The sequence below is a fragment of the Pseudomonas sp. BJa3 genome (genome assembly GCF_026343815.1).
Classification (GTDB): Bacteria; Pseudomonadota; Gammaproteobacteria; order Pseudomonadales; family Pseudomonadaceae; genus Aquipseudomonas; species Aquipseudomonas soli.
Genome location: NZ_JAOXMC010000032.1, coordinates 1 through 15,702, shown reverse-complemented (window position 1 = coordinate 15,702; position 15,702 = coordinate 1). Strand labels below are relative to the sequence as shown.

Sequence of the window (15,702 nt, the reverse complement as noted above, 5' to 3'; positions counted from 1 at the left end):
TCAGAACGTGAATGTGACTGGTATGTGCTCGACTCGGGAGCGTTTTGTTTTGGCTACGGCGAAGTAGCGGAAGGCATCGGATGGGTGGGATGACCAGTCGTGGAGCGGCTTGTCTTTCCAGCAGCCGCGCTTGTCGTCCCATTCCTTGCGGTAGCTCTCCAGGGCGGTGATGCCCTCCTCGCACTTCGCCTCGTCGAAGGCGCAGCGGGGAAGAATCTCCCGCGCCTGCTCAATGCCTTCGTCGATGCTTAGCTTCGGCACCACCTGGAAGGTCATCGAATAGCGCTTGCCGTCGATCTCGTAGCCCTCTCGCGCGATTTCACGCCGAGTCTTGCCGTCGCTACCAAATTCCCGGTTGTCGATGTCGTGGGGCCCCCAGTGCTCGCCGTAGGTGTATCCGCGATCTTTGAGCACCTTCATGTAGTGCCGCAGGCCTTCCCCGCTGTTCTGGTAGAAGTCGATAACGTGGTATTCCTCGCCGACGATCCGGACGAACCAGATAGCCGTCGAGTCGCCCACGCCGATGTCCCAGAAGGTGTGCACCGGCAGGTGGCTGTTGTCAGGCAGCTTGCCGATGCGCTGGGCGGCATAGAGCTTGGTGAACTGCTTGGCGTAGTAGGCGCCCTCGATCGTCTGCTGGAATGCCTCTGCAGGGATCGACGGGTACTCGCGCTTCATGTCGTCGCCGAGGGTCTTTTCCTTGGCGGCGTACCAGGCGCGCTGGCCTGGGTTGGTGACGATGCCGTGCTTGGCGGTCAGGTCGTCGAAATACTTGGTCAGGCGGTCGGGGATGACGACGCCGGTCGGGTCCAGCCAGTACAGCAGGTTGCGCCACCAGCTGAAGAAGAAGAACTTCCAGTCCAGCAGGCCCAGGGGCACGCCGGCCAGCTGCTGCTTCTCGGCAGACTGGCTGTAGTCGAAGAAGTACCCGGCCCGGCCTTCTGCCGTGGATTCGATGGTGACGAAGCACTCCGCAGCCACTGCCTCAAACGCACCAGTGACGATCTCCCGCGCCTTGTGCGGGAACTTGGCGCAGATTTTCCCGAACTCGGAAACGTGCAGGTAGCGCAGCGTGCCGCCCCGGAAGGAGGTGGACACGTAGAGCGACCCACCCTTGCTGAACACCAGCTCGCCCGCCGCATCGTTCCGCGCCGGGTTGGCCGCCCGGATCTCCTTGGGCAGGTGATCGTAGGCGTACTTGATCTTCTCCCGGAACAGGCGTTTGGCGTCGTTCAGGGTGTGGGCGATCAGGGCGCATTTGGCAGCCTCGAACAGCGCGGCATCCAGCTGGACGATGCACACCAGCGTGGTGAACCCAAGCTGCCGGGCCTTGAGGATGATGTTGCGGGTGTGCATCCCCTGGAAGTAGTCGATCTGCTCCTGCGTCATGCGGAAGCGGACCTTCTTGCCCTGCTTGTCCGTGATGAAGTACAGGTTGTTCAGGCGCCAGAACCGATCCCGGAGCAGTTTCAGGTGCTCGGGCTTCATGGTCAGGCATCCTTCGATAGTTCATCCATCAAGGCGGCCAGATCGTCGACGGTCTTGTTGCCTTCCTCGCTGTCCAGGCCATACGCCTGGCGCTCGCCCTTGATGACCTTGAGCTGAGCATCTACGCCTGCGTTCAGCGCCCTGGAGAAGTCGCCCAGGTTCTCTTCGTTGACGTCCATCTCGGCCAGAGCCACCGAAAGCTTGTCGGCGATCGATCGCCAGTTGGCCAATCCAGTGCGGTGAGCGAGAACTACAGAGGCAGCCTGGCTGGATGCCTCGTCGATGATATCGGCGTCGGTAACCGGTGGTGGCTGGTTACTGGTGCTGGTTACCGATGTGGTTACCTTCTGCTTTGTCGCTATCCTGACTTGCTCTGTCAGGTCGCGCGCCCACCCCTCCTTCTTCGCTCGCTTGAGGATGGTGGCGTGGTTGACGCCTTGAGATTCCCCAATGGCACGAACCGAAAGCGACCCGGCCCGGTAGGCTCGTTCGATCGCCTCCCAGTCGGGTTGCTTTGCTGTCATGGTGATTCCTTACTGGTCGCGGGCGATCCGAACTGTACGAACCTTGCCGCCGGTGTAGATGTCGCGCTTCATGGCGGCGCGCACCGCTTCTTCGGCACTTGCGCCCATATCCATTGCGGCCAGGGCGTATGCTGATCCGCTGCCGATAGCGTCAGGGTTGGCCGGGTCGAGGTCCTGCTTCCAGACTCCGGTCTTGTCGTCGTGACCGACCATGATGAGCCTTCCGCCATCAACGGCATAGCCGGAGCACTCGACAGGCGCCGGCGACGGAGTGCCGATGTAGGCCGCAATCAGGGCCTTCTCATCGCACACGGCGCCGGACAGGAAGAAGCTGACCCCATCAACGATCTGGCACTTCACAACGTCATCCGAGACGATCGAGCCGCCGCGGGTGTGGCGGGAGTCGCAGGCGATCACGCCGTCCTTGTATGCGATGGTAGTCATGCAGTTCTCCGCGCCACGAAACGGCGCACCTCTGTTTTGTGGCGCGCTACCTGCGCCGCGACTGATCGAACAACCTGGCCACATTCCCCTTCGAGCGCAGCGCCAGGATGAACAGGATCCCGAAGATAAGCGTGCTGGGCACCGAGGTGACCGGCCACTGCCCGTACAGCAGGATCGCGCCGATGATGCTCAGCCACTCCTGGCCAAACAGGGAGGCCAGGCAGAAGGCGCACAGGCTGGGCAGGAATTTGTAGCTCGAGCCGCCCCGCCGGTACATGAACGCGATGACGAAGCAGATACCGCCGCAGAACCCGGCATGGGCCAGGGTGATGGTTTGGTCTAGGGTCATTGGCCCCCTCGCTTGGGGAACAGGCTGCCAATCGCTGCTGGCAGCTCGGTTACCCACTTCGGCAGTTTGCCGGTGTTGAACGACTCCAGAACGCTGATGCTCACCAGGACCGTGGCCAGGCCGCAGGCGAAGGCGGCGATTCCGCTGGTCTTCGTCCAGGCCTGGGCCAGGATCTCAGCAGAGCCGTAGTAACCGCCGATCCAGCCGACGAGCAAGTACCCGAGGCGCTGCCACAGGTTGATGTCCTTCGCCCAGAGGATGAAGAGCAGCGCGCCACCGAAGGCGCAGACAACAGCGTTGAGGTCGATCGTGGGGAGGCAGCTTGCGAGGGCAATGCCGCCCAACCCTACAACCGTGCAAGCTGCTGGGGTAGCGGCATCGGCCATGTTCAGTCCCTTAGTGTTTGTGGCGGAATGGCGCCGGGCCGCGGATGTCGAGACCGGTGGCGAGCACCCATAGCGCGAAAAGGAGGATGCCAGCGCTCAGTGCGGCAGCCAGGAATGTAGCCCGGCGCTCTTGGGCCGAACCGTCGGGCCTTTTGAGGCCCTGAATGATGAATACGCAGCCAAGGAAGACATTGGCGCTGATGTCGCGGTGAAGGGCGTAGCTGGCCAGGGCCATGGCGAATGCCAGGAGGCTCCATGCGGTTGATGGCTTCATGCGCTTTCCTACGGGCAACAAAAAGCCCGACACGATGGCCGGGCTCTGTGCGTCACTCCTCAACACGCGCAGGAATGACAGGATGGAGCAAATTTACGACATGCCGACATGATATTGCAAGCACTTTTGAGGGCCTTTTCATGCAGCCTCGCCGGACAGCACGCCAACCGCCTCCAGCATGTGCTGGGCCTCGACCAGGGCCTCGTCCACCATCGACTCCAGGTTGTCACGGATCGCCTTGCTCCAGCGCTGGTAGGTGCGCTCGGTGAGTCCCTGCGAATCCCATGTGGTCATGTCGTAGTTCGACTCGGCAAGAACGATCATCTCGCCCGGTTTCGACTCGGCCAAGGCTCGGGCATGCTTATTCGCGCGCGCTACTGATTCGGCAGCCGCCTTGTTACGCCAATCCCACTGCCGTTCCCTTTTGTTCTCGCGCGGCTCCGGCGCCTTTGCCTGGGTAACCCTGCGGGCAATGCCCTTGCACTGCTGCGGCACAGCCCAGGTCAGCACCGCCTGTTGGGTGAACCGGAGCGGCGCCGGACTTTCCACCACGGCCACCAGGCGCCCAATGGAATCGATTTTCCGCCCTCGGTGCGTGCTGTACTTCGCCACCAGGGCATTCCAGTGTCGCGGGCTGAGCTGGGCGTGCAGCAGCTTGTGCACGATGCAGTCAGCCAGCAAAGCGGCATCCTTGCCGGAGATCTCGCCCTTCTGCTTGGCCATCTGGACCTTCGGCTCGAAGTCGCAGCCGCCGGCGCTGTTGATTGTCTCGGCGGCGAGTGCACGCACCACCGCGGAAATGACGTTGTGGTAGTTCATGCTGCAGCCCTCCGCAGGTCTTTGAGTTTTTGCCTGTACAGCGCCTTGATGGCCTGCAGGTCTTCGATGGTCAGGCGCTGGGGCTTATGAGGCCCTTCGAGGAATTCCACCTGGTCGGCGCCGATGCGTTTCACCAAGCGGATGCGGTACTCGACCGCGTTGCCCGACAGGTTCCGGTTGCACTTCACGCACTGGCGGTGGACGTTGAGTGGCTCGAACCTCAGCTCCGGGCAAGCGCCGACCGACCGGTAGTGGCCAGCGTCCCAGCGGCTGCCGGTGATGAGGTCGTGATCGCTCGGGCTCGAGTCGCAACTGATGCACGGCAGGCCGGCGTCGCGCTCGCGGATGTAGGCGTTGAACGCGGTCTGCGCCTCGGCCATGTGCTCGCGGCGAGTCTTCAGCTTCTCCCGGCGATCCTGCAGGTCCTGGCGCTTCTGCTTGGTGATAGCCTTGGCCGCGATTTTCTGAAGTTTTGGGTCCTTGGCCATGGCCTTGGCACAGGCGATGCTGCACACCTTCTGCGTGGTCATGGACGGCTTGAAGTGCTTGCCGCAGCCCGGCGCCTTGCACTTTTTCGGTTTGATCTCCTTGGCGAGCATTACTTGCCCCCCATAAGCAGACCAATCATGCAGGCGATGACTGCGGCGAAGGGTTCACCGGTGAGCGCCAAAATCAGGGCGATAATCCAGATCATGCCGCCTCCTCGCTCAGCAGATCGGTGAAGACCACACCCTGCGGCGCGAACTCGGCCACGATGCGGTCGGTGTACTGGCAGCCCTGGGCCCGATCGAACAGACGGGTGACCGGGAAGCCATCCGGCCCGAACATCGCGCACGGCCCCATCAGGCGCAGCTTCACCTCGTAGTCCAGGTGGATGAACGACTCGGCCCAGCCGGTGCGGAACTCCTCGCAGCCGGCACGCATGATCGGAACACCGAAATGCAGCTTGCAGTACCGGCGCACGTCCTCGATTTCGCCCATCTCGGTGCTCTTGGCGATCCGGTCGTACATCGCCCACCACAGGGCGTTCTGGTCCAGGGTGCGGTCCTTTCCCGGGCGCATGGTGACCACGACGAACTTCTTGTCGCGGAACAGGCGGTTGAGCATGGTCACGGCCTCGGAGAGCTTGGCTTGGCTGTTGACGCTGATCTTCTCAGTCATGGGCCACCTCACAGCGCGCCGCGCAGCTCTCGCCCTGGGCGTCACAGCAGACCTGGCATCCGGACAGAGCAAGCAGCAGGATTACGGTCATGGCGGTCTTCATGGCGCCACCTTCAGGCCCTGGGCCTCGATGGCCCGCTTGCAGGCGTCAATCGTTCCGTTTCGGGTGTGGTGCCACGAAGCGTCATAGTCGCCATCAGGCTGGCCGAGCGCAGGCAGCTCCACCACCACGGCCACGCGGGAGGCCTGCCAGGCCCACCAAGCAATAGCTGTCTCGCGGTGGACGAATTCGCCATCACGCAGCTCGAAGCGACTTTCTTGAATCATCATGCCTTCGGCAACGAGAAGCCGACGGTATGCTTCGATGAACTGCTCGCGCATCTTGTTGGTGTCCATCAGTGATTCTCCTTGCGGTCTGCAAATAGCTTCCTGAACGGAATCGCTCCCAGCAGCGCAATTGGCGCCATCCCCAGCACAAAGCCGCCCGCAACACCCAGGTCCAGCTTGAGAACGAAGACAAACCATTCAGCAAAACCGGCTCCAGCCGCCATGAAGACGGCAATGAACAACAAGGCCTTCATGTACGACCGCATCACACCCCCTCCCCGGCCGGCTGCCCGGCGCGCTTGATGTTCAACTTGGCCAGCAGGCTGGCGCGACACTGAGCGGCGCTGGTTGGGATCTGCTGGATCTCCAGCAGCCGTACCTGGCGCTGGGCGGCGTACTCGTCTGCCAGCTCGGCCAGGCCCTTCTGGCTGTCGTGGCCGATGCCGGTGGCGATATCACCCAGAGGCTCTCCGGCGACCAGCATGCGGATCGTGATGTCGTAGGCCCGGGCGAAGACCTTCTCGGCCCGCTCCACCTCCATCGATCCCAGGTTCTGCGCTTCGCATTGCAGGGCCGCGTGGCGCACCGCTGCATGCGTCCAAACGCGTGACCCTGCCCTGCTGGGATGGAAGTTCTCCAGAGCCTCTGCCAGGGCCCGCGCAAGCGGCGGAATACCCATCTCCTCCGGAGTCGGCTGGCACAGCTTGATGAACTTGCCGCTGCTCGGGGCGAAGTCGGTACCCAGCACCCGGCACTTCTGGATGCCGAAGCGGATCTGCTCGAGCGTGTTGATGCCCGCGGCGACGAAGGACTTGATCCAGCTGCGCTTGGCAGCCTTCAGGGCCTCGTCATCCGGCCACGCCTGCTTCCACGCCGGAAAGATGGCCTGCAGCTCCTTGAACAGGGCGTTGACCACTTCGGTGGTGCCCGGGTCGAGCTGCTTGGCCGGGGCATGAACCTCGGCGGGCAGATTGCGGGCCGTGGCCATGATCTGCGTCACGCTGCGCAGTTTCGGTTGTGCACTCATAAGGCCCCCAGGTCGTTTGCCCAAGTGGTGTCGTCGAAGTCGGGGCCGCTGCGGCGCTGGCCCTGCTGGGCACCAGGCAGCACCTTCTCCGGGAACAGGCCGGTCCAGCCGTTGCTGATCGACTGGTTGATCACGGCGTCGGGCGCGTGGTGGCCGGCCAGGGTCTTGGCTTGGCGCTCGCAGGTGGTCTTGGTCAGGCGCTTGCCGATCTCGCGGCGGTGCTGGCACCAGTCAGCCCAGACCTGCTCGCTCACATTGGTGGGTTTGCAGGTCATCGGGTCGAACTTCGCAGCCTTCTTCTTCGCCGAGGGAGCGTCAGCGACCTTCTGCCCCACTGGTTCAGTGACTGGTTCAAAAGAGTGACTGGTTCTGGGGGCAGCTCCTGCCCCACCCCCTGGGTTATCTCCTGCCCCAGGTGGGTTATCTCCTGCCCCACCCCCTAGGGCAGGAGCTGCCCCACCCTCAAGTGCCAGGTGGAACACGTTCGACTGGTTCAGCTCTCCCTTGCGGCGAAACTCACGGCGCAGCAGGCCGGACTTTTCCAGTTCTCGGATGTGCACCTTTACCGTCGAGCGCCCGATCTCGCATTGGTCAGCAATGTGCTGATACGACGGCCAGCATTCGCCCATGTCGTTGGCGTTGTCGGCCAGCTTGATGAGCACCAGCTTGCGCAGCGGATTGCCGACCTTGGTCTTCATGGCCTTGACCATCAGTTCCATGCTCACTGGGCACGCTCCTTGGCCATGGCTGCGTCGATCTCTGCATCCACATCGGTCAATACGGCGTCGCTGGGGAACCAGTCCTGAATCAGCCAGATGAACGTCTGCTTTTCCCGCAGCCAGCGATAGCGCTGTGCATCTTGGCGCAGCGCATAGATTTCTAGTTTGAGCAGGTCTCTCTCAGCCTTGAAGGAAGCCGATAGCGCTTGATCGGCCTGATCAAGACGGACAAACCAATCCTCGAATTTCTCAAGCCGTTCAACCTCGTCGATCAGGGCCAGGACCTCGTCGAATTTCAGCGCCAGTCGAATTCGGCTGTGGATCATTGAGTCGGCCTTTACCTCTAGGCACAGCGCCCTCAGTTTTTCTTTGTCGACGCTCATGCTGCACCCCGCACGGCCTTGTCGTGGGTGTGCAGGCCGTCCCAGTTCTTCTTCATGGGCAGCTCGTCGGCCAGGTAGAGCTCGTACAGGCGCACGGCGCCCTTGCGCAGCAGGATCGGCGTGTAGCTGATGAACGCCTCTTTGCCGTGCGGGGTGATGGTCTGCTGATGCTCGGTCATGTACTTGTCGCGGGCGTAGGCGGCGACGCGGTACCGGGTACCGGACTTGCTCTCGTTGTAGAGCCAGTTGCGGCCTTCGAGGAAGTGGCCAACCTGCATCACGTTGACCCCATTGAGGCCCTTGCAGAACTGGACATGGCTCATGCCTTCCTTGAACAGGTTCTCCAGGTGGTCAATCTTCTTGGCCTGAGCCTCGACCTGGACGGTGAGCAGGACGCGGGCTTTCTCCGACTCAAGGGCCATCTGGAGGATTTCCAGCTTGCTGAGGTCGGCGGGCGCCGGTGCTGCAGCACGAGCTTCCAGCTCCTGCCAGCGGTCAATGATCTTGGCGCGCAGTTTGGCGTTGTAGCCAGACACCAGGACCAGGCAGTCTCGCTGGCTCAAGAGGAACTCAGGGTACGACTGGCCGTTCTGCGGATGGACGTATGGGGTCTCCTCAGATCTGAGGACACCCTCAGCCACTAGGCGCCGAGCATCGCGCATGACGTTGTCGTGGCTTTTGTTGGTCAGATCGGCGATTTCTCGCGTCGACATCGTGCGCGCCACGAAATCGTGGCTGGAATTTTGTGGCGCGACTGTTGACAAGCCCTGTACAATCGGGGTCTGCATATGCATAATTCACCTCAGTGTTTTGTGTTGCAGAGAGCCGGGCCGGAATCCCGGCTTTTTTGTGCCTGTAAGAAGCCCAAAAGAGGGCCTCTGTGTTTCCACAATCAGGTGCTATCGAGGCCCTTTTTGTGTCCAACCAGCCCCAGCACAGGGGCCTTGTGTCTCATCTGTCTCAATTGCTCCTGCACAGCCAGGGACCGACTCATTTCCAAGTACTCGTCGGTCGCCCGGCCCAGGCTCCAGCCAAGGTCTGCAGCCAGCGCACGCACCTCAGCCTTCACCTGCACAGGCAGCAATTCGAAGGCGTTTTCAGGCATAGGCCCTCCATAGGGGCTTCAGGCCGACTTATCCTGTTGCGCGGCGCCGTTCAGTTCGCGGAGAAGATCAGCCGCGCCCAAGCGGCGACCGAGATTCGCCAGTTCGTGGACATAGGTGGCGAGCTGCATGCCGGCCATTCGAGCCTCCATGCGCAGCTTCCTGACGTCCTCCGGCTTCCATCGCGACTTGATCACTTCGCTTCGTTTGTTGGCGGGGTCCAGGTGCATTCAGGGATTTCCTTGTGTTTGAAAAGTGGTTAGGCGGCGGTTTTCTTTGCGGAGGAGCTGCATGGAGAAGAGTCTTTCAATGCCTGCTCCTCGAGAGCCTCGAAGACTTCTGGGCGCGCGATGCGCAGGAACATCATTCGGGCACGAGGAATGCCGTGCTTTTTCCAATCGCTCACCGACGGCGGGCGCACCTCGCACAGCTCGGCTACGCGAAATGTCCCGCCCAGGGCTTCGATAATTGCGCTGGGGTTCATGCCTGGTTTCTCCGGCTGGAATCTTAAGCGAGATATTAGGCATACCTTCCAAGCAGGTCAATAGGAATACCTTAGATGCCTAGTGTTAGGCTCCCCTAATGAGCACACTTCAAGAACGTTTACGGCAGATCCTGGACGGGCCCCCGAAAATTTCGCAGGCCGCATTAGCGCGGGCGTGCGGAATCAAGCCGCCATCGGTGAATGACTGGCTGTCTGGAAAAACCAAAACCATCGAGGGGCAAAATCTGCTTCTTGCCGCCGACTTCCTTGGGGTTACGCCCAAGTGGCTGGCAACCGGGCGCGGGCCCAAACATAAGCTGCCTCATACCCCTGAAGAATCGAACGTGGAGGCGGCGCTACAGCCAACAAGGTCCTTCTCATACCCAGAAATAAGCTGGGTACAGGCCGGGAGTGCTAGGGAGGCTGTTGAGGTGGGTAATATCGCGTTGTGCCATCAGCACCTCTCTGACGTGTGGGCTGGGGAGGATGCGTTTTGGCTCAGGGTGACCGGGGATTCAATGACTGCATCCTCCGGCACGCCGTCATTCCCCGAGGGGTTCTTGATCTTGGTAGCTCCAGATATTGAACCGCGCTCAGGTCAGTTCGTGGTGGCCAGGATGGTCAGCACCAACGAGGCGACGTTCAAGCAGCTGGTGCGTGATGCTGGAGAGCTTTACCTGAAGCCCTTGAACCAGGCCTATCCAACCCGAGCAGTCGACGACAGCTGGGAGATCGTTGGCACGGTAGTCGACGGGAAAATGCCAAAATCGGTTTTCCTCTAGGAAGCGTTCGTCCGAATTCCATCAATCGCAACTACAGCCATTTCTCAGGAAGAGCCACGATGCGCAAAGCCCTGCTCGCCACCATAATCACCTCGACACTTTGGTCATCCATCACCGTGGCGGAGCCTACCTTTATCGAAAAAATGACCGGACTTCCTGCGGTTTGCAGGCTTGACGCCATGTACCAGGAGACGGAAGTCCGGGCTGCCGAAAGAAAGTATGGCGAAGGCAGCAAGCGGTGGTCCGAAGCCTTCCATAAGCGCCTTGAGGTGGTCAGGAATTGCGTAGATGACGCCAAGAACAAAGGGAAGGCTTTGTATAAGGCCGAGGTTGATAGACTGCCTTCGCTGAAGCCAGAGCTTGCTGAGATGTATGTTTCATGGCTCAGCTATCTGGACCACCTCATTGACGACGACCACGATGCCTATGAGCGCCAGTATGAGCTTTCAGCAAACAGACTGAAGGCACAGGTCGATTCTATGTAGCCACCTGCATGACATACCAAGCCCGCCAAGCGCGGGCTTTTTTGTTGGCCCAAGAAAATAATTAGGAATACCTATTGACGAAAAAAGAAGGAATGCCTAATGTTCGCCTTACACCGAGGCGCTACACAGCCCCTCGGGAGGCCCTCAAGCCTCACCGCTCTTTCACATCGATGGGAACCTCGCGGATCGATCCCGGCAACGGCACAGCGCGAGCAATAAATTCGATCCCCATGCCAGCTCTGGAACTGGTGAACAGACCGCATTGCCTCTACCGGCGACCGGCGCCAGACAGCCCCGAAAGGCTGCCCACGACAGGGAGAACCCTGGACGGCTGACGAAGGTGAAACGCCTTAACCGAGAGAACGACCCGGGCATGCAATGCGCCCCGCCACCCCGGCGGTAGTAGGGAGGAAGCGAGCGGCGCCCACCGGTAACCGGCGGCGCGGTGAGTGTCCAGCAAGAACGATTTGAGCCAGCGACCGACGCCAGTAGCGGGTCGCGGTGCAGTACCAAGCCAGCTTGAGGTGATAGCTGGGCAACGGCGGGCCCCTGCGGGGCGCTACCCACCAAAACCGTAGGCAATATCGGGAAGCGGGTTAAGGCGTAGCCCCGCAAGCAGCACAGAACGATTCACTGATGCCGCTTCGATGAGGCGGCATCGGGAATCCACTGGAGGAACACAGGATGAACAAAGTCCTTCGCATCACCTTGCGCGGCGAGCTGGAGGTGTTCACCAACAACGACCTGGCCGCCTGCATCCGCGAGGCCAACCGACTCAACACGGAGCGCGGCTACCGCAACGGCGTGTGCGTGGTCGAGCTGGCAGACGGGCAGCGAATGACAGCTGCTGACTGCAAAGCTGCGGCATGACGACGTCACTGGCTGGCCTTGGCGACAGGGCCAGACGGGAAATCAACCGCCCTGGAGGGCATACGATGCCAACTCATCAGAAGCAGCGGCACTACGATCGACTGCACCACGAGAAACGCTTAGCTGATCTGGCATCCGGTCAGTTCACCCATTTCGGCAAACATGAACGCCTGGTGCTTGAGACTGGCAGTCGTGAATGCCTGCGCCTGATCTGCGAGCACGGCATGACCACGAATAGCGCGGATCTGGGCAACCCCGAATACATGGAAGAACTTGAAGTCTTTGCAAGGACAACCAGCGCCACGTCCGCCTGACGTTAACTGCCCGATGCCCTGCTCCCCATCGCAGGGTGCATCGGAGTGTGATCTGAAACCGCCAGCAGACATTAAGGCGCTGGCACCTAGCCGAGACACGAGGGTTCGCAACCTCGGGAAGAAAGCGAGACCACGACCAGGCAGTGAGCAATCACCGGAGCGTGGCTTGAGGGGGCGCACTCTTAGGCGCAAAGCGGGACTTGCCTTCCGCGCAGATCACACCCCGATGCATCCCGCATCCCCTTCTTGAGTGCCGCTGCGATTCCAGCGTGCGATCACTGGAGGATTCGCCATGTAACAGGACAGCGCGCCGAGGCCTTCCAACTCGGCACTGCCTCAGATAGCAACACCCTTGATGAAAGCCCGGGAAATCCTCGGGCTTTCACGCTTCACCCACCGAGTAACCCACCACCTGGAGGCGACCATGGGCGCACTTCGAGCAGCACAGTTTGAGTACGACAACCGGATGCCGCCGGCGGTGAGTGAAAGCTCGCCGGAGGAGCTCTGGATCGACGACGGCATCGCTGAGCTGATGGCGCGCCGAGACTTCGTGTTCCAGCGCCGCATGCGCCCGAAGCAGGGCGTCACCTATGAGCGCTTCGCCCAGGCGGTGGATGAGTTCGTTATGGGTCAGATCGGTCAGTCCGGCATCAGCGGTTCGGTGCTTGGCCGCCTGGTCCTGGCGGCGCGCTGCAAGTCGATCAGCGAAGCGGCATCTACTGCCGACGAGATCATGTGCGTGCCAAACCCGGAATCCGCGCTGCAGGAAATCGCGCGCACGCTGCTGATCCCATTCGCGGCAGAAGGAGTTTTGGCCCGGGCCGAGGAGGCGGAATGAACCAGCACAGCGTAGCGGTCAGCGCCATCGAGGCCGCCATTGAAACGATGCTGCTGCCAAGCGCGGGCCCTGTCGAAGAAGCCAAGGCCGAAACCCTGGCGGTGGCCTACTTCTCACTCCTGGCCATCGACTCCAACGAGTTCAAACACTACTGCGAGCGCATTCGGCGGATTGCCGTACGGCGCAAGGAGGCTGCATGACCACCCCGATCGTAAAGACGCTGATAGACGAGCAAATCGAAGAAGCGAAGGCCGCCCAGGTGCGCGGTACCGTCCAGTTCCCGGTTGGTATGCGTGTGGCCGATCTGCCCTACCCGATCAAGGCCGACTGGCTGAAGCGCCGGCCAATCGCCAGGGTGAGGCCTTGCCAATGACCAGCTACCAGCGCGCCCGGCGCCTGGTCATCTGGCGCGGCTCCTTCTCCATGCTCTTCGCCTGCACCTTCTTCATGCTTGCCAGCGCACTGGCCGGCAGCATCACTTCCTGAACAACGCACCCGAGCCCGGCGGGCCCCTAGGGGATAACCGGACCCACCCGGGAGCGTAAGCGGCGAGAGCGCGCAACCATCCACCGCAGCCAGGGCCTGGAGCGCACCTCCGTGCCTGGGTGACCTGGCACTTCCATTCCATATCGAGGTTCAAAATGAAATCCGTCGCCCGCGTTGACCATGACCAGGAGCCCGCACTCGTGGGCGAATCAGCAACCATTCTTCAGGTAATCAGCCGCGCCGCCGCCGATCCAGCCTGCGACATCGACAAGATGGAGCGCCTGATGGCGATGCATGAGCGCATGCAGGCTCGCGACGCTGAAGCCGAGTTCAACGCCGCTATGGCAGCCATGCAGAGCGATATCCCGAGCATCGCCGAACGCGGCGCCATCGTGGTGAACGGCCAGAAGCGCAGCGACTACGCCACCTTCGAAGATATCAACGATGTCATCAAGCCGATCATGCAGGCACACGGCTTCGCCATCACCTTCAAGGTCGAGAACACCCCAGGCGGCTTGAGCGTCACCGGCATCCTGATGCACAGGTCCGGGCACCGCGAGAGCACCACCATGCTCCTGCCGCTCGACACCAGCGGAAGCAAGAACGCTGTCCAGGCAGTCGGTTCGTCCACCAGCTACGGCAAGCGCTACGTCATGAGCGCCCTGCTCAACCTGACCACCCGTGGCGAGGACGACGACGGCCACGCCGCTGTCCCTACAGCCAACGTCACCAGCGCGCAGGTGGCCGGCATCACCGCCCTCCTCGACCGCAGCACGCAGAAGACCCGCGACTGGTTCATCGGCGAATACGGCTCTGCCGAGTGCGTGCCGAAGGGCCGCCACGACATCCTGGTCGCGCAACTGAACAAGGCCATCAAGGCCGCGGAGGCCGCAAATGCAGATAGTCAGTGACGTTGAGCAAGGCACTCAGGCCTGGCTGGACCTCCGCCTTGGCATCATCACCTGCAGCGAGCTGGACTGCCTGCTGGTGAACGGCAAGGGCGAGGCTGGCTTCGGCGCCGGCGCCTTCACCTACATGAACACCCTGATCGGTGAGCGCATTACCGGCGAGGCGGCCGACCCGTTCACCGGAAACCGACACACCGAGCGCGGCCACGAACTGGAAGGCACCGCCCGGGGCCTGTACTGCGACCGCGAGGATGTCCAGACCCACCAAGTGGGGATCATCCTCAACCACGGCATCGGCTACTCGCCAGACGCCTTGGTCGGCGACAAAGGTCTGACCGAGATCAAGACCAAGCTACCGAAGCTGCAGGTGGACGTGATCCTGGGCGGCGAAATCCCCAAGGAGCACGTTGCCCAGTGCCAGGGTGGCCTCTGGGTATCCGAGCGCGAGTGGATCGACTTCATCTGCTACTGGCCGGGCATGCCGCTGTTCGTGAAGCGTGCCTACCGCGACGAGGCGATGATCCGCAAGCTCTCGGAGCGCGTGAAAACCTTCTACGAAATCCTCGACGAGCGCATGAATCGCGTGCTCGGAATCGCAGCATGAGGTGAGCATGAACCAATCAATCGACCTGGAGGCAGCAAAGGCTGCCTTCTTCTCGTCTGGCGGCCGGATAATTGTGCTGGAGGGCTTCCAGTACGTCCCATTCCGCCAGCGCCATCACCCTGAGCCGAAGCCGAAGCGGGCCAAGCCAGTCAAGCAGGAGCCCGGCGGCGAGCGCAAACACCGCGCCCAGGCCCGCGCCGCGCAGATTGCAGAGCTCGCCAAGACCATGACCTGCGGTGAAGTGGCCAAGCTCCTGGGCGAAACCAAGACCGCTCTGTGGGGGGGTAGCGGCGCGGGGAGGATTCAGGTTCTTCAGCCCGCCGAAGCCGGCCAGGCCAGTGAAGGCGAAGGCCGAGCCCAGCAAGGAGGACCGCGACCTGGCCGACAAAATCATTGCCCTGCGTGACGCCGGCAAGTCCAGATGCCGGACCATATCCGAGCTGGGAATCGGCAACTGTCGGCTTGTGCGGATCCTCGACCTGTTCGATATCGACTTCCCCGTTCAACGGCGCCAGGAGTAGGCCATGAGCGATCACGGCGATCACCCCAGCGTTTACTACCTCGGCCGGGAATGCCGCCGCAACGGTGGCGGCAAGATGGCCAACCCATTCGCCTCTCACACGTTCCACGGATCCTGGTTCCTAGCCGGCTGGAACGACATGGACCTTGAGATTGAGCAGAAAAATCCGAAGCGCGCTGCAAAGAACAAGGCGGCGTGAGCAGTTCAACATCCCACCAAGCGGCCTGCAGGAGGTCGAGCATGGCAAACCCATTCGACGCATCGATGCGCAAGCCGGTGCGAAAGCTGTACAACACCCGCAGCGGCGGCCAGTACCGGCCTGACGAGGTGGCCCTGGCCTTCGCGTTGAGCCTTCGGGTTCACGACAGCGCCGACCACCTGCGCCGGCTGGCCTGGCGTCTGGTCGA

The 15,702-nt window shown here is 61.7% G+C and carries 29 protein-coding genes; 11 read left to right on the top strand and 18 right to left on the bottom strand.

Annotated features, from left to right (window positions below; all coding sequences use genetic code 11):
• The 18 genes from OH705_RS26050 to OH705_RS25965 all read right to left on the bottom strand — a co-directional run bounded on the left by OH705_RS26050 (nucleotide 1) and on the right by OH705_RS25965 (nucleotide 9,488).
• The gene (locus OH705_RS26050) at nucleotides 1-1,488 is read right to left on the bottom strand and encodes a terminase (protein WP_267303318.1); all 1,488 of its coding nucleotides are present in this window, start codon (nucleotides 1,486-1,488) and stop codon (nucleotides 1-3) included.
• 2 nt (nucleotides 1,489-1,490) lie between these two features.
• Nucleotides 1,491-2,012 carry a hypothetical protein gene (locus OH705_RS26045; protein ID WP_267303317.1) on the bottom strand — a complete coding sequence of 174 codons (522 nt, stop codon included), beginning with the start codon at nucleotides 2,010-2,012 and terminating at the stop codon, nucleotides 1,491-1,493.
• Nucleotides 2,013-2,021: 9 nt separating this feature from the next.
• Nucleotides 2,022-2,456: a proteasome subunit beta gene (locus OH705_RS26040; RefSeq protein WP_267303316.1), complete on the bottom strand. Its 435-nt coding sequence runs from the start codon at nucleotides 2,454-2,456 to the stop codon at nucleotides 2,022-2,024.
• A gap of 46 nt (nucleotides 2,457-2,502) precedes the next feature.
• Nucleotides 2,503-2,805: a phage holin family protein gene (locus OH705_RS26035; protein WP_023379912.1), complete on the bottom strand. Its 303-nt coding sequence runs from the start codon at nucleotides 2,803-2,805 to the stop codon at nucleotides 2,503-2,505.
• Nucleotides 2,802-3,191, bottom strand: coding sequence for a putative holin (locus tag OH705_RS26030; RefSeq protein ID WP_046854952.1), 390 nt, complete (start codon nucleotides 3,189-3,191; stop codon nucleotides 2,802-2,804). Before OH705_RS26030 ends, OH705_RS26035 begins: the two co-directional genes overlap by 4 nt.
• A gap of 10 nt (nucleotides 3,192-3,201) precedes the next feature.
• Nucleotides 3,202-3,465: a hypothetical protein gene (locus OH705_RS26025; RefSeq protein WP_267303315.1), complete on the bottom strand. Its 264-nt coding sequence runs from the start codon at nucleotides 3,463-3,465 to the stop codon at nucleotides 3,202-3,204.
• 138 nt (nucleotides 3,466-3,603) lie between these two features.
• Entirely contained in the window at nucleotides 3,604-4,284 is a 681-nt protein-coding gene (locus OH705_RS26020) for a hypothetical protein (protein WP_267303314.1), read from the bottom strand.
• Entirely contained in the window at nucleotides 4,281-4,883 is a 603-nt protein-coding gene (locus OH705_RS26015) for a recombination protein NinG (RefSeq protein ID WP_267303313.1), read from the bottom strand. Before OH705_RS26015 ends, OH705_RS26020 begins: the two co-directional genes overlap by 4 nt.
• A gap of 91 nt (nucleotides 4,884-4,974) precedes the next feature.
• Nucleotides 4,975-5,445, bottom strand: a complete 471-nt coding sequence (locus OH705_RS26010; protein WP_267303312.1) for a recombination protein NinB — start codon at nucleotides 5,443-5,445, stop codon at nucleotides 4,975-4,977.
• A gap of 99 nt (nucleotides 5,446-5,544) precedes the next feature.
• Nucleotides 5,545-5,841: a hypothetical protein gene (locus OH705_RS26005; RefSeq protein WP_267303311.1), complete on the bottom strand. Its 297-nt coding sequence runs from the start codon at nucleotides 5,839-5,841 to the stop codon at nucleotides 5,545-5,547.
• A complete protein-coding gene (locus tag OH705_RS26000; RefSeq protein ID WP_267303310.1) occupies nucleotides 5,841-6,026 on the bottom strand; it encodes a hypothetical protein in 186 nt (61 codons plus the stop codon). Before OH705_RS26000 ends, OH705_RS26005 begins: the two co-directional genes overlap by 1 nt.
• An 11-nt stretch (nucleotides 6,027-6,037) precedes the next feature.
• On the bottom strand, nucleotides 6,038-6,799 hold the full coding sequence (locus OH705_RS25995; protein ID WP_267303309.1) for a replication protein P: 762 nt from the start codon (nucleotides 6,797-6,799) through the stop codon (nucleotides 6,038-6,040).
• On the bottom strand, nucleotides 6,796-7,524 hold the full coding sequence (locus OH705_RS25990; protein WP_267303308.1) for a helix-turn-helix domain-containing protein: 729 nt from the start codon (nucleotides 7,522-7,524) through the stop codon (nucleotides 6,796-6,798). The genes OH705_RS25995 and OH705_RS25990 overlap by 4 nt, the downstream gene beginning before the upstream one ends.
• A complete protein-coding gene (locus OH705_RS25985; protein WP_267303307.1) occupies nucleotides 7,521-7,901 on the bottom strand; it encodes a hypothetical protein in 381 nt (126 codons plus the stop codon). The genes OH705_RS25990 and OH705_RS25985 overlap by 4 nt, the downstream gene beginning before the upstream one ends.
• Nucleotides 7,898-8,614: a Rha family transcriptional regulator gene (locus OH705_RS25980; protein WP_416383594.1), complete on the bottom strand. Its 717-nt coding sequence runs from the start codon at nucleotides 8,612-8,614 to the stop codon at nucleotides 7,898-7,900. The genes OH705_RS25985 and OH705_RS25980 overlap by 4 nt, the downstream gene beginning before the upstream one ends.
• Before the next feature lie 179 nt (nucleotides 8,615-8,793).
• Nucleotides 8,794-9,006, bottom strand: a complete 213-nt coding sequence (locus OH705_RS25975) for a hypothetical protein (protein WP_182325125.1) — start codon at nucleotides 9,004-9,006, stop codon at nucleotides 8,794-8,796.
• A gap of 18 nt (nucleotides 9,007-9,024) precedes the next feature.
• Nucleotides 9,025-9,234 carry a hypothetical protein gene (locus tag OH705_RS25970; RefSeq protein ID WP_182325123.1) on the bottom strand — a complete coding sequence of 70 codons (210 nt, stop codon included), beginning with the start codon at nucleotides 9,232-9,234 and terminating at the stop codon, nucleotides 9,025-9,027.
• Nucleotides 9,235-9,263: 29 nt separating this feature from the next.
• Nucleotides 9,264-9,488, bottom strand: a complete 225-nt coding sequence (locus tag OH705_RS25965; protein WP_267303305.1) for a hypothetical protein — start codon at nucleotides 9,486-9,488, stop codon at nucleotides 9,264-9,266.
• Between the two features lie 98 nt (nucleotides 9,489-9,586).
• Here OH705_RS25965 and OH705_RS25960 point away from each other — a divergent pair, with 98 nt between their 5' ends.
• The 11 genes from OH705_RS25960 to OH705_RS25910 all read left to right on the top strand — a co-directional run bounded on the left by OH705_RS25960 (nucleotide 9,587) and on the right by OH705_RS25910 (nucleotide 15,494).
• Nucleotides 9,587-10,270, top strand: coding sequence for a LexA family protein (locus OH705_RS25960; RefSeq protein ID WP_267303304.1), 684 nt, complete (start codon nucleotides 9,587-9,589; stop codon nucleotides 10,268-10,270).
• Nucleotides 10,271-10,329: 59 nt separating this feature from the next.
• Nucleotides 10,330-10,755: a hypothetical protein gene (locus OH705_RS25955; RefSeq protein WP_267303303.1), complete on the top strand. Its 426-nt coding sequence runs from the start codon at nucleotides 10,330-10,332 to the stop codon at nucleotides 10,753-10,755.
• A 684-nt stretch (nucleotides 10,756-11,439) separates the two neighbouring features.
• Nucleotides 11,440-11,625 carry a hypothetical protein gene (locus OH705_RS25950; protein ID WP_267303302.1) on the top strand — a complete coding sequence of 62 codons (186 nt, stop codon included), beginning with the start codon at nucleotides 11,440-11,442 and terminating at the stop codon, nucleotides 11,623-11,625.
• Nucleotides 11,626-11,690: 65 nt separating this feature from the next.
• Nucleotides 11,691-11,939, top strand: coding sequence for a hypothetical protein (locus OH705_RS25945; RefSeq protein ID WP_267303301.1), 249 nt, complete (start codon nucleotides 11,691-11,693; stop codon nucleotides 11,937-11,939).
• A gap of 424 nt (nucleotides 11,940-12,363) precedes the next feature.
• Complete coding sequence (locus tag OH705_RS25940; RefSeq protein ID WP_267303300.1) at nucleotides 12,364-12,777, top strand: hypothetical protein; 414 nt, start codon at nucleotides 12,364-12,366, stop codon at nucleotides 12,775-12,777.
• Nucleotides 12,774-12,977, top strand: coding sequence for a hypothetical protein (locus OH705_RS25935; protein ID WP_267303299.1), 204 nt, complete (start codon nucleotides 12,774-12,776; stop codon nucleotides 12,975-12,977). The genes OH705_RS25940 and OH705_RS25935 overlap by 4 nt, the downstream gene beginning before the upstream one ends.
• Nucleotides 12,974-13,150 carry a hypothetical protein gene (locus OH705_RS25930; RefSeq protein ID WP_201754901.1) on the top strand — a complete coding sequence of 59 codons (177 nt, stop codon included), beginning with the start codon at nucleotides 12,974-12,976 and terminating at the stop codon, nucleotides 13,148-13,150. The genes OH705_RS25935 and OH705_RS25930 overlap by 4 nt, the downstream gene beginning before the upstream one ends.
• Before the next feature lie 268 nt (nucleotides 13,151-13,418).
• The gene (locus OH705_RS25925; protein ID WP_267303298.1) at nucleotides 13,419-14,174 is read left to right on the top strand and encodes an ERF family protein; all 756 of its coding nucleotides are present in this window, start codon (nucleotides 13,419-13,421) and stop codon (nucleotides 14,172-14,174) included.
• Nucleotides 14,158-14,775 (top strand): lambda exonuclease family protein, encoded by a 618-nt coding sequence (locus tag OH705_RS25920; protein WP_267303297.1) that lies wholly within the window; start codon nucleotides 14,158-14,160, stop codon nucleotides 14,773-14,775. The genes OH705_RS25925 and OH705_RS25920 overlap by 17 nt, the downstream gene beginning before the upstream one ends.
• A 7-nt stretch (nucleotides 14,776-14,782) precedes the next feature.
• Nucleotides 14,783-15,181 (top strand): hypothetical protein, encoded by a 399-nt coding sequence (locus tag OH705_RS25915; protein ID WP_267303296.1) that lies wholly within the window; start codon nucleotides 14,783-14,785, stop codon nucleotides 15,179-15,181.
• Between the two features lie 118 nt (nucleotides 15,182-15,299).
• Nucleotides 15,300-15,494 carry a hypothetical protein gene (locus tag OH705_RS25910; RefSeq protein WP_267303295.1) on the top strand — a complete coding sequence of 65 codons (195 nt, stop codon included), beginning with the start codon at nucleotides 15,300-15,302 and terminating at the stop codon, nucleotides 15,492-15,494.
• Nucleotides 15,495-15,702: the final 208 nt, after the last annotated feature.

What these genes read in the sequence shown, in the direction of transcription:
- OH705_RS26010 (WP_267303312.1), bottom strand. Translation starts at nt 5,445, where the DNA reads ATGACTGAGAAGATCAGCGTCAACAGCCAAGCCAAGCTCTCCGAGGCC.
- OH705_RS26000 (WP_267303310.1), bottom strand. Translation starts at nt 6,026, where the DNA reads ATGAAGGCCTTGTTGTTCATTGCCGTCTTCATGGCGGCTGGAGCCGGT.
- OH705_RS25960 (WP_267303304.1), top strand. Translation starts at nt 9,587, where the DNA reads ATGAGCACACTTCAAGAACGTTTACGGCAGATCCTGGACGGGCCCCCG.
- OH705_RS25980 (WP_416383594.1), bottom strand. Translation starts at nt 8,614, where the DNA reads ATGTCGACGCGAGAAATCGCCGATCTGACCAACAAAAGCCACGACAAC.
- OH705_RS25985 (WP_267303307.1), bottom strand. Translation starts at nt 7,901, where the DNA reads ATGAGCGTCGACAAAGAAAAACTGAGGGCGCTGTGCCTAGAGGTAAAG.
- OH705_RS26015 (WP_267303313.1), bottom strand. Translation starts at nt 4,883, where the DNA reads ATGCTCGCCAAGGAGATCAAACCGAAAAAGTGCAAGGCGCCGGGCTGC.
- OH705_RS25945 (WP_267303301.1), top strand. Translation starts at nt 11,691, where the DNA reads ATGCCAACTCATCAGAAGCAGCGGCACTACGATCGACTGCACCACGAG.
- OH705_RS25925 (WP_267303298.1), top strand. Translation starts at nt 13,419, where the DNA reads ATGAAATCCGTCGCCCGCGTTGACCATGACCAGGAGCCCGCACTCGTG.
- OH705_RS25915 (WP_267303296.1), top strand. Translation starts at nt 14,783, where the DNA reads ATGAACCAATCAATCGACCTGGAGGCAGCAAAGGCTGCCTTCTTCTCG.
- OH705_RS25995 (WP_267303309.1), bottom strand. Translation starts at nt 6,799, where the DNA reads ATGAGTGCACAACCGAAACTGCGCAGCGTGACGCAGATCATGGCCACG.
- OH705_RS26050 (WP_267303318.1), bottom strand. Translation starts at nt 1,488, where the DNA reads ATGAAGCCCGAGCACCTGAAACTGCTCCGGGATCGGTTCTGGCGCCTG.
- OH705_RS26020 (WP_267303314.1), bottom strand. Translation starts at nt 4,284, where the DNA reads ATGAACTACCACAACGTCATTTCCGCGGTGGTGCGTGCACTCGCCGCC.
- OH705_RS26035 (WP_023379912.1), bottom strand. Translation starts at nt 2,805, where the DNA reads ATGACCCTAGACCAAACCATCACCCTGGCCCATGCCGGGTTCTGCGGC.
- OH705_RS25950 (WP_267303302.1), top strand. Translation starts at nt 11,440, where the DNA reads ATGAACAAAGTCCTTCGCATCACCTTGCGCGGCGAGCTGGAGGTGTTC.
- OH705_RS25970 (WP_182325123.1), bottom strand. Translation starts at nt 9,234, where the DNA reads ATGCACCTGGACCCCGCCAACAAACGAAGCGAAGTGATCAAGTCGCGA.
- OH705_RS25930 (WP_201754901.1), top strand. Translation starts at nt 12,974, where the DNA reads ATGACCACCCCGATCGTAAAGACGCTGATAGACGAGCAAATCGAAGAA.
- OH705_RS25940 (WP_267303300.1), top strand. Translation starts at nt 12,364, where the DNA reads ATGGGCGCACTTCGAGCAGCACAGTTTGAGTACGACAACCGGATGCCG.
- OH705_RS25965 (WP_267303305.1), bottom strand. Translation starts at nt 9,488, where the DNA reads ATGAACCCCAGCGCAATTATCGAAGCCCTGGGCGGGACATTTCGCGTA.
- OH705_RS26025 (WP_267303315.1), bottom strand. Translation starts at nt 3,465, where the DNA reads ATGAAGCCATCAACCGCATGGAGCCTCCTGGCATTCGCCATGGCCCTG.
- OH705_RS26005 (WP_267303311.1), bottom strand. Translation starts at nt 5,841, where the DNA reads ATGGACACCAACAAGATGCGCGAGCAGTTCATCGAAGCATACCGTCGG.
- OH705_RS25920 (WP_267303297.1), top strand. Translation starts at nt 14,158, where the DNA reads ATGCAGATAGTCAGTGACGTTGAGCAAGGCACTCAGGCCTGGCTGGAC.
- OH705_RS26040 (WP_267303316.1), bottom strand. Translation starts at nt 2,456, where the DNA reads ATGACTACCATCGCATACAAGGACGGCGTGATCGCCTGCGACTCCCGC.
- OH705_RS25910 (WP_267303295.1), top strand. Translation starts at nt 15,300, where the DNA reads ATGAGCGATCACGGCGATCACCCCAGCGTTTACTACCTCGGCCGGGAA.
- OH705_RS25975 (WP_182325125.1), bottom strand. Translation starts at nt 9,006, where the DNA reads ATGCCTGAAAACGCCTTCGAATTGCTGCCTGTGCAGGTGAAGGCTGAG.
- OH705_RS26030 (WP_046854952.1), bottom strand. Translation starts at nt 3,191, where the DNA reads ATGGCCGATGCCGCTACCCCAGCAGCTTGCACGGTTGTAGGGTTGGGC.
- OH705_RS25955 (WP_267303303.1), top strand. Translation starts at nt 10,330, where the DNA reads ATGCGCAAAGCCCTGCTCGCCACCATAATCACCTCGACACTTTGGTCA.
- OH705_RS26045 (WP_267303317.1), bottom strand. Translation starts at nt 2,012, where the DNA reads ATGACAGCAAAGCAACCCGACTGGGAGGCGATCGAACGAGCCTACCGG.
- OH705_RS25935 (WP_267303299.1), top strand. Translation starts at nt 12,774, where the DNA reads ATGAACCAGCACAGCGTAGCGGTCAGCGCCATCGAGGCCGCCATTGAA.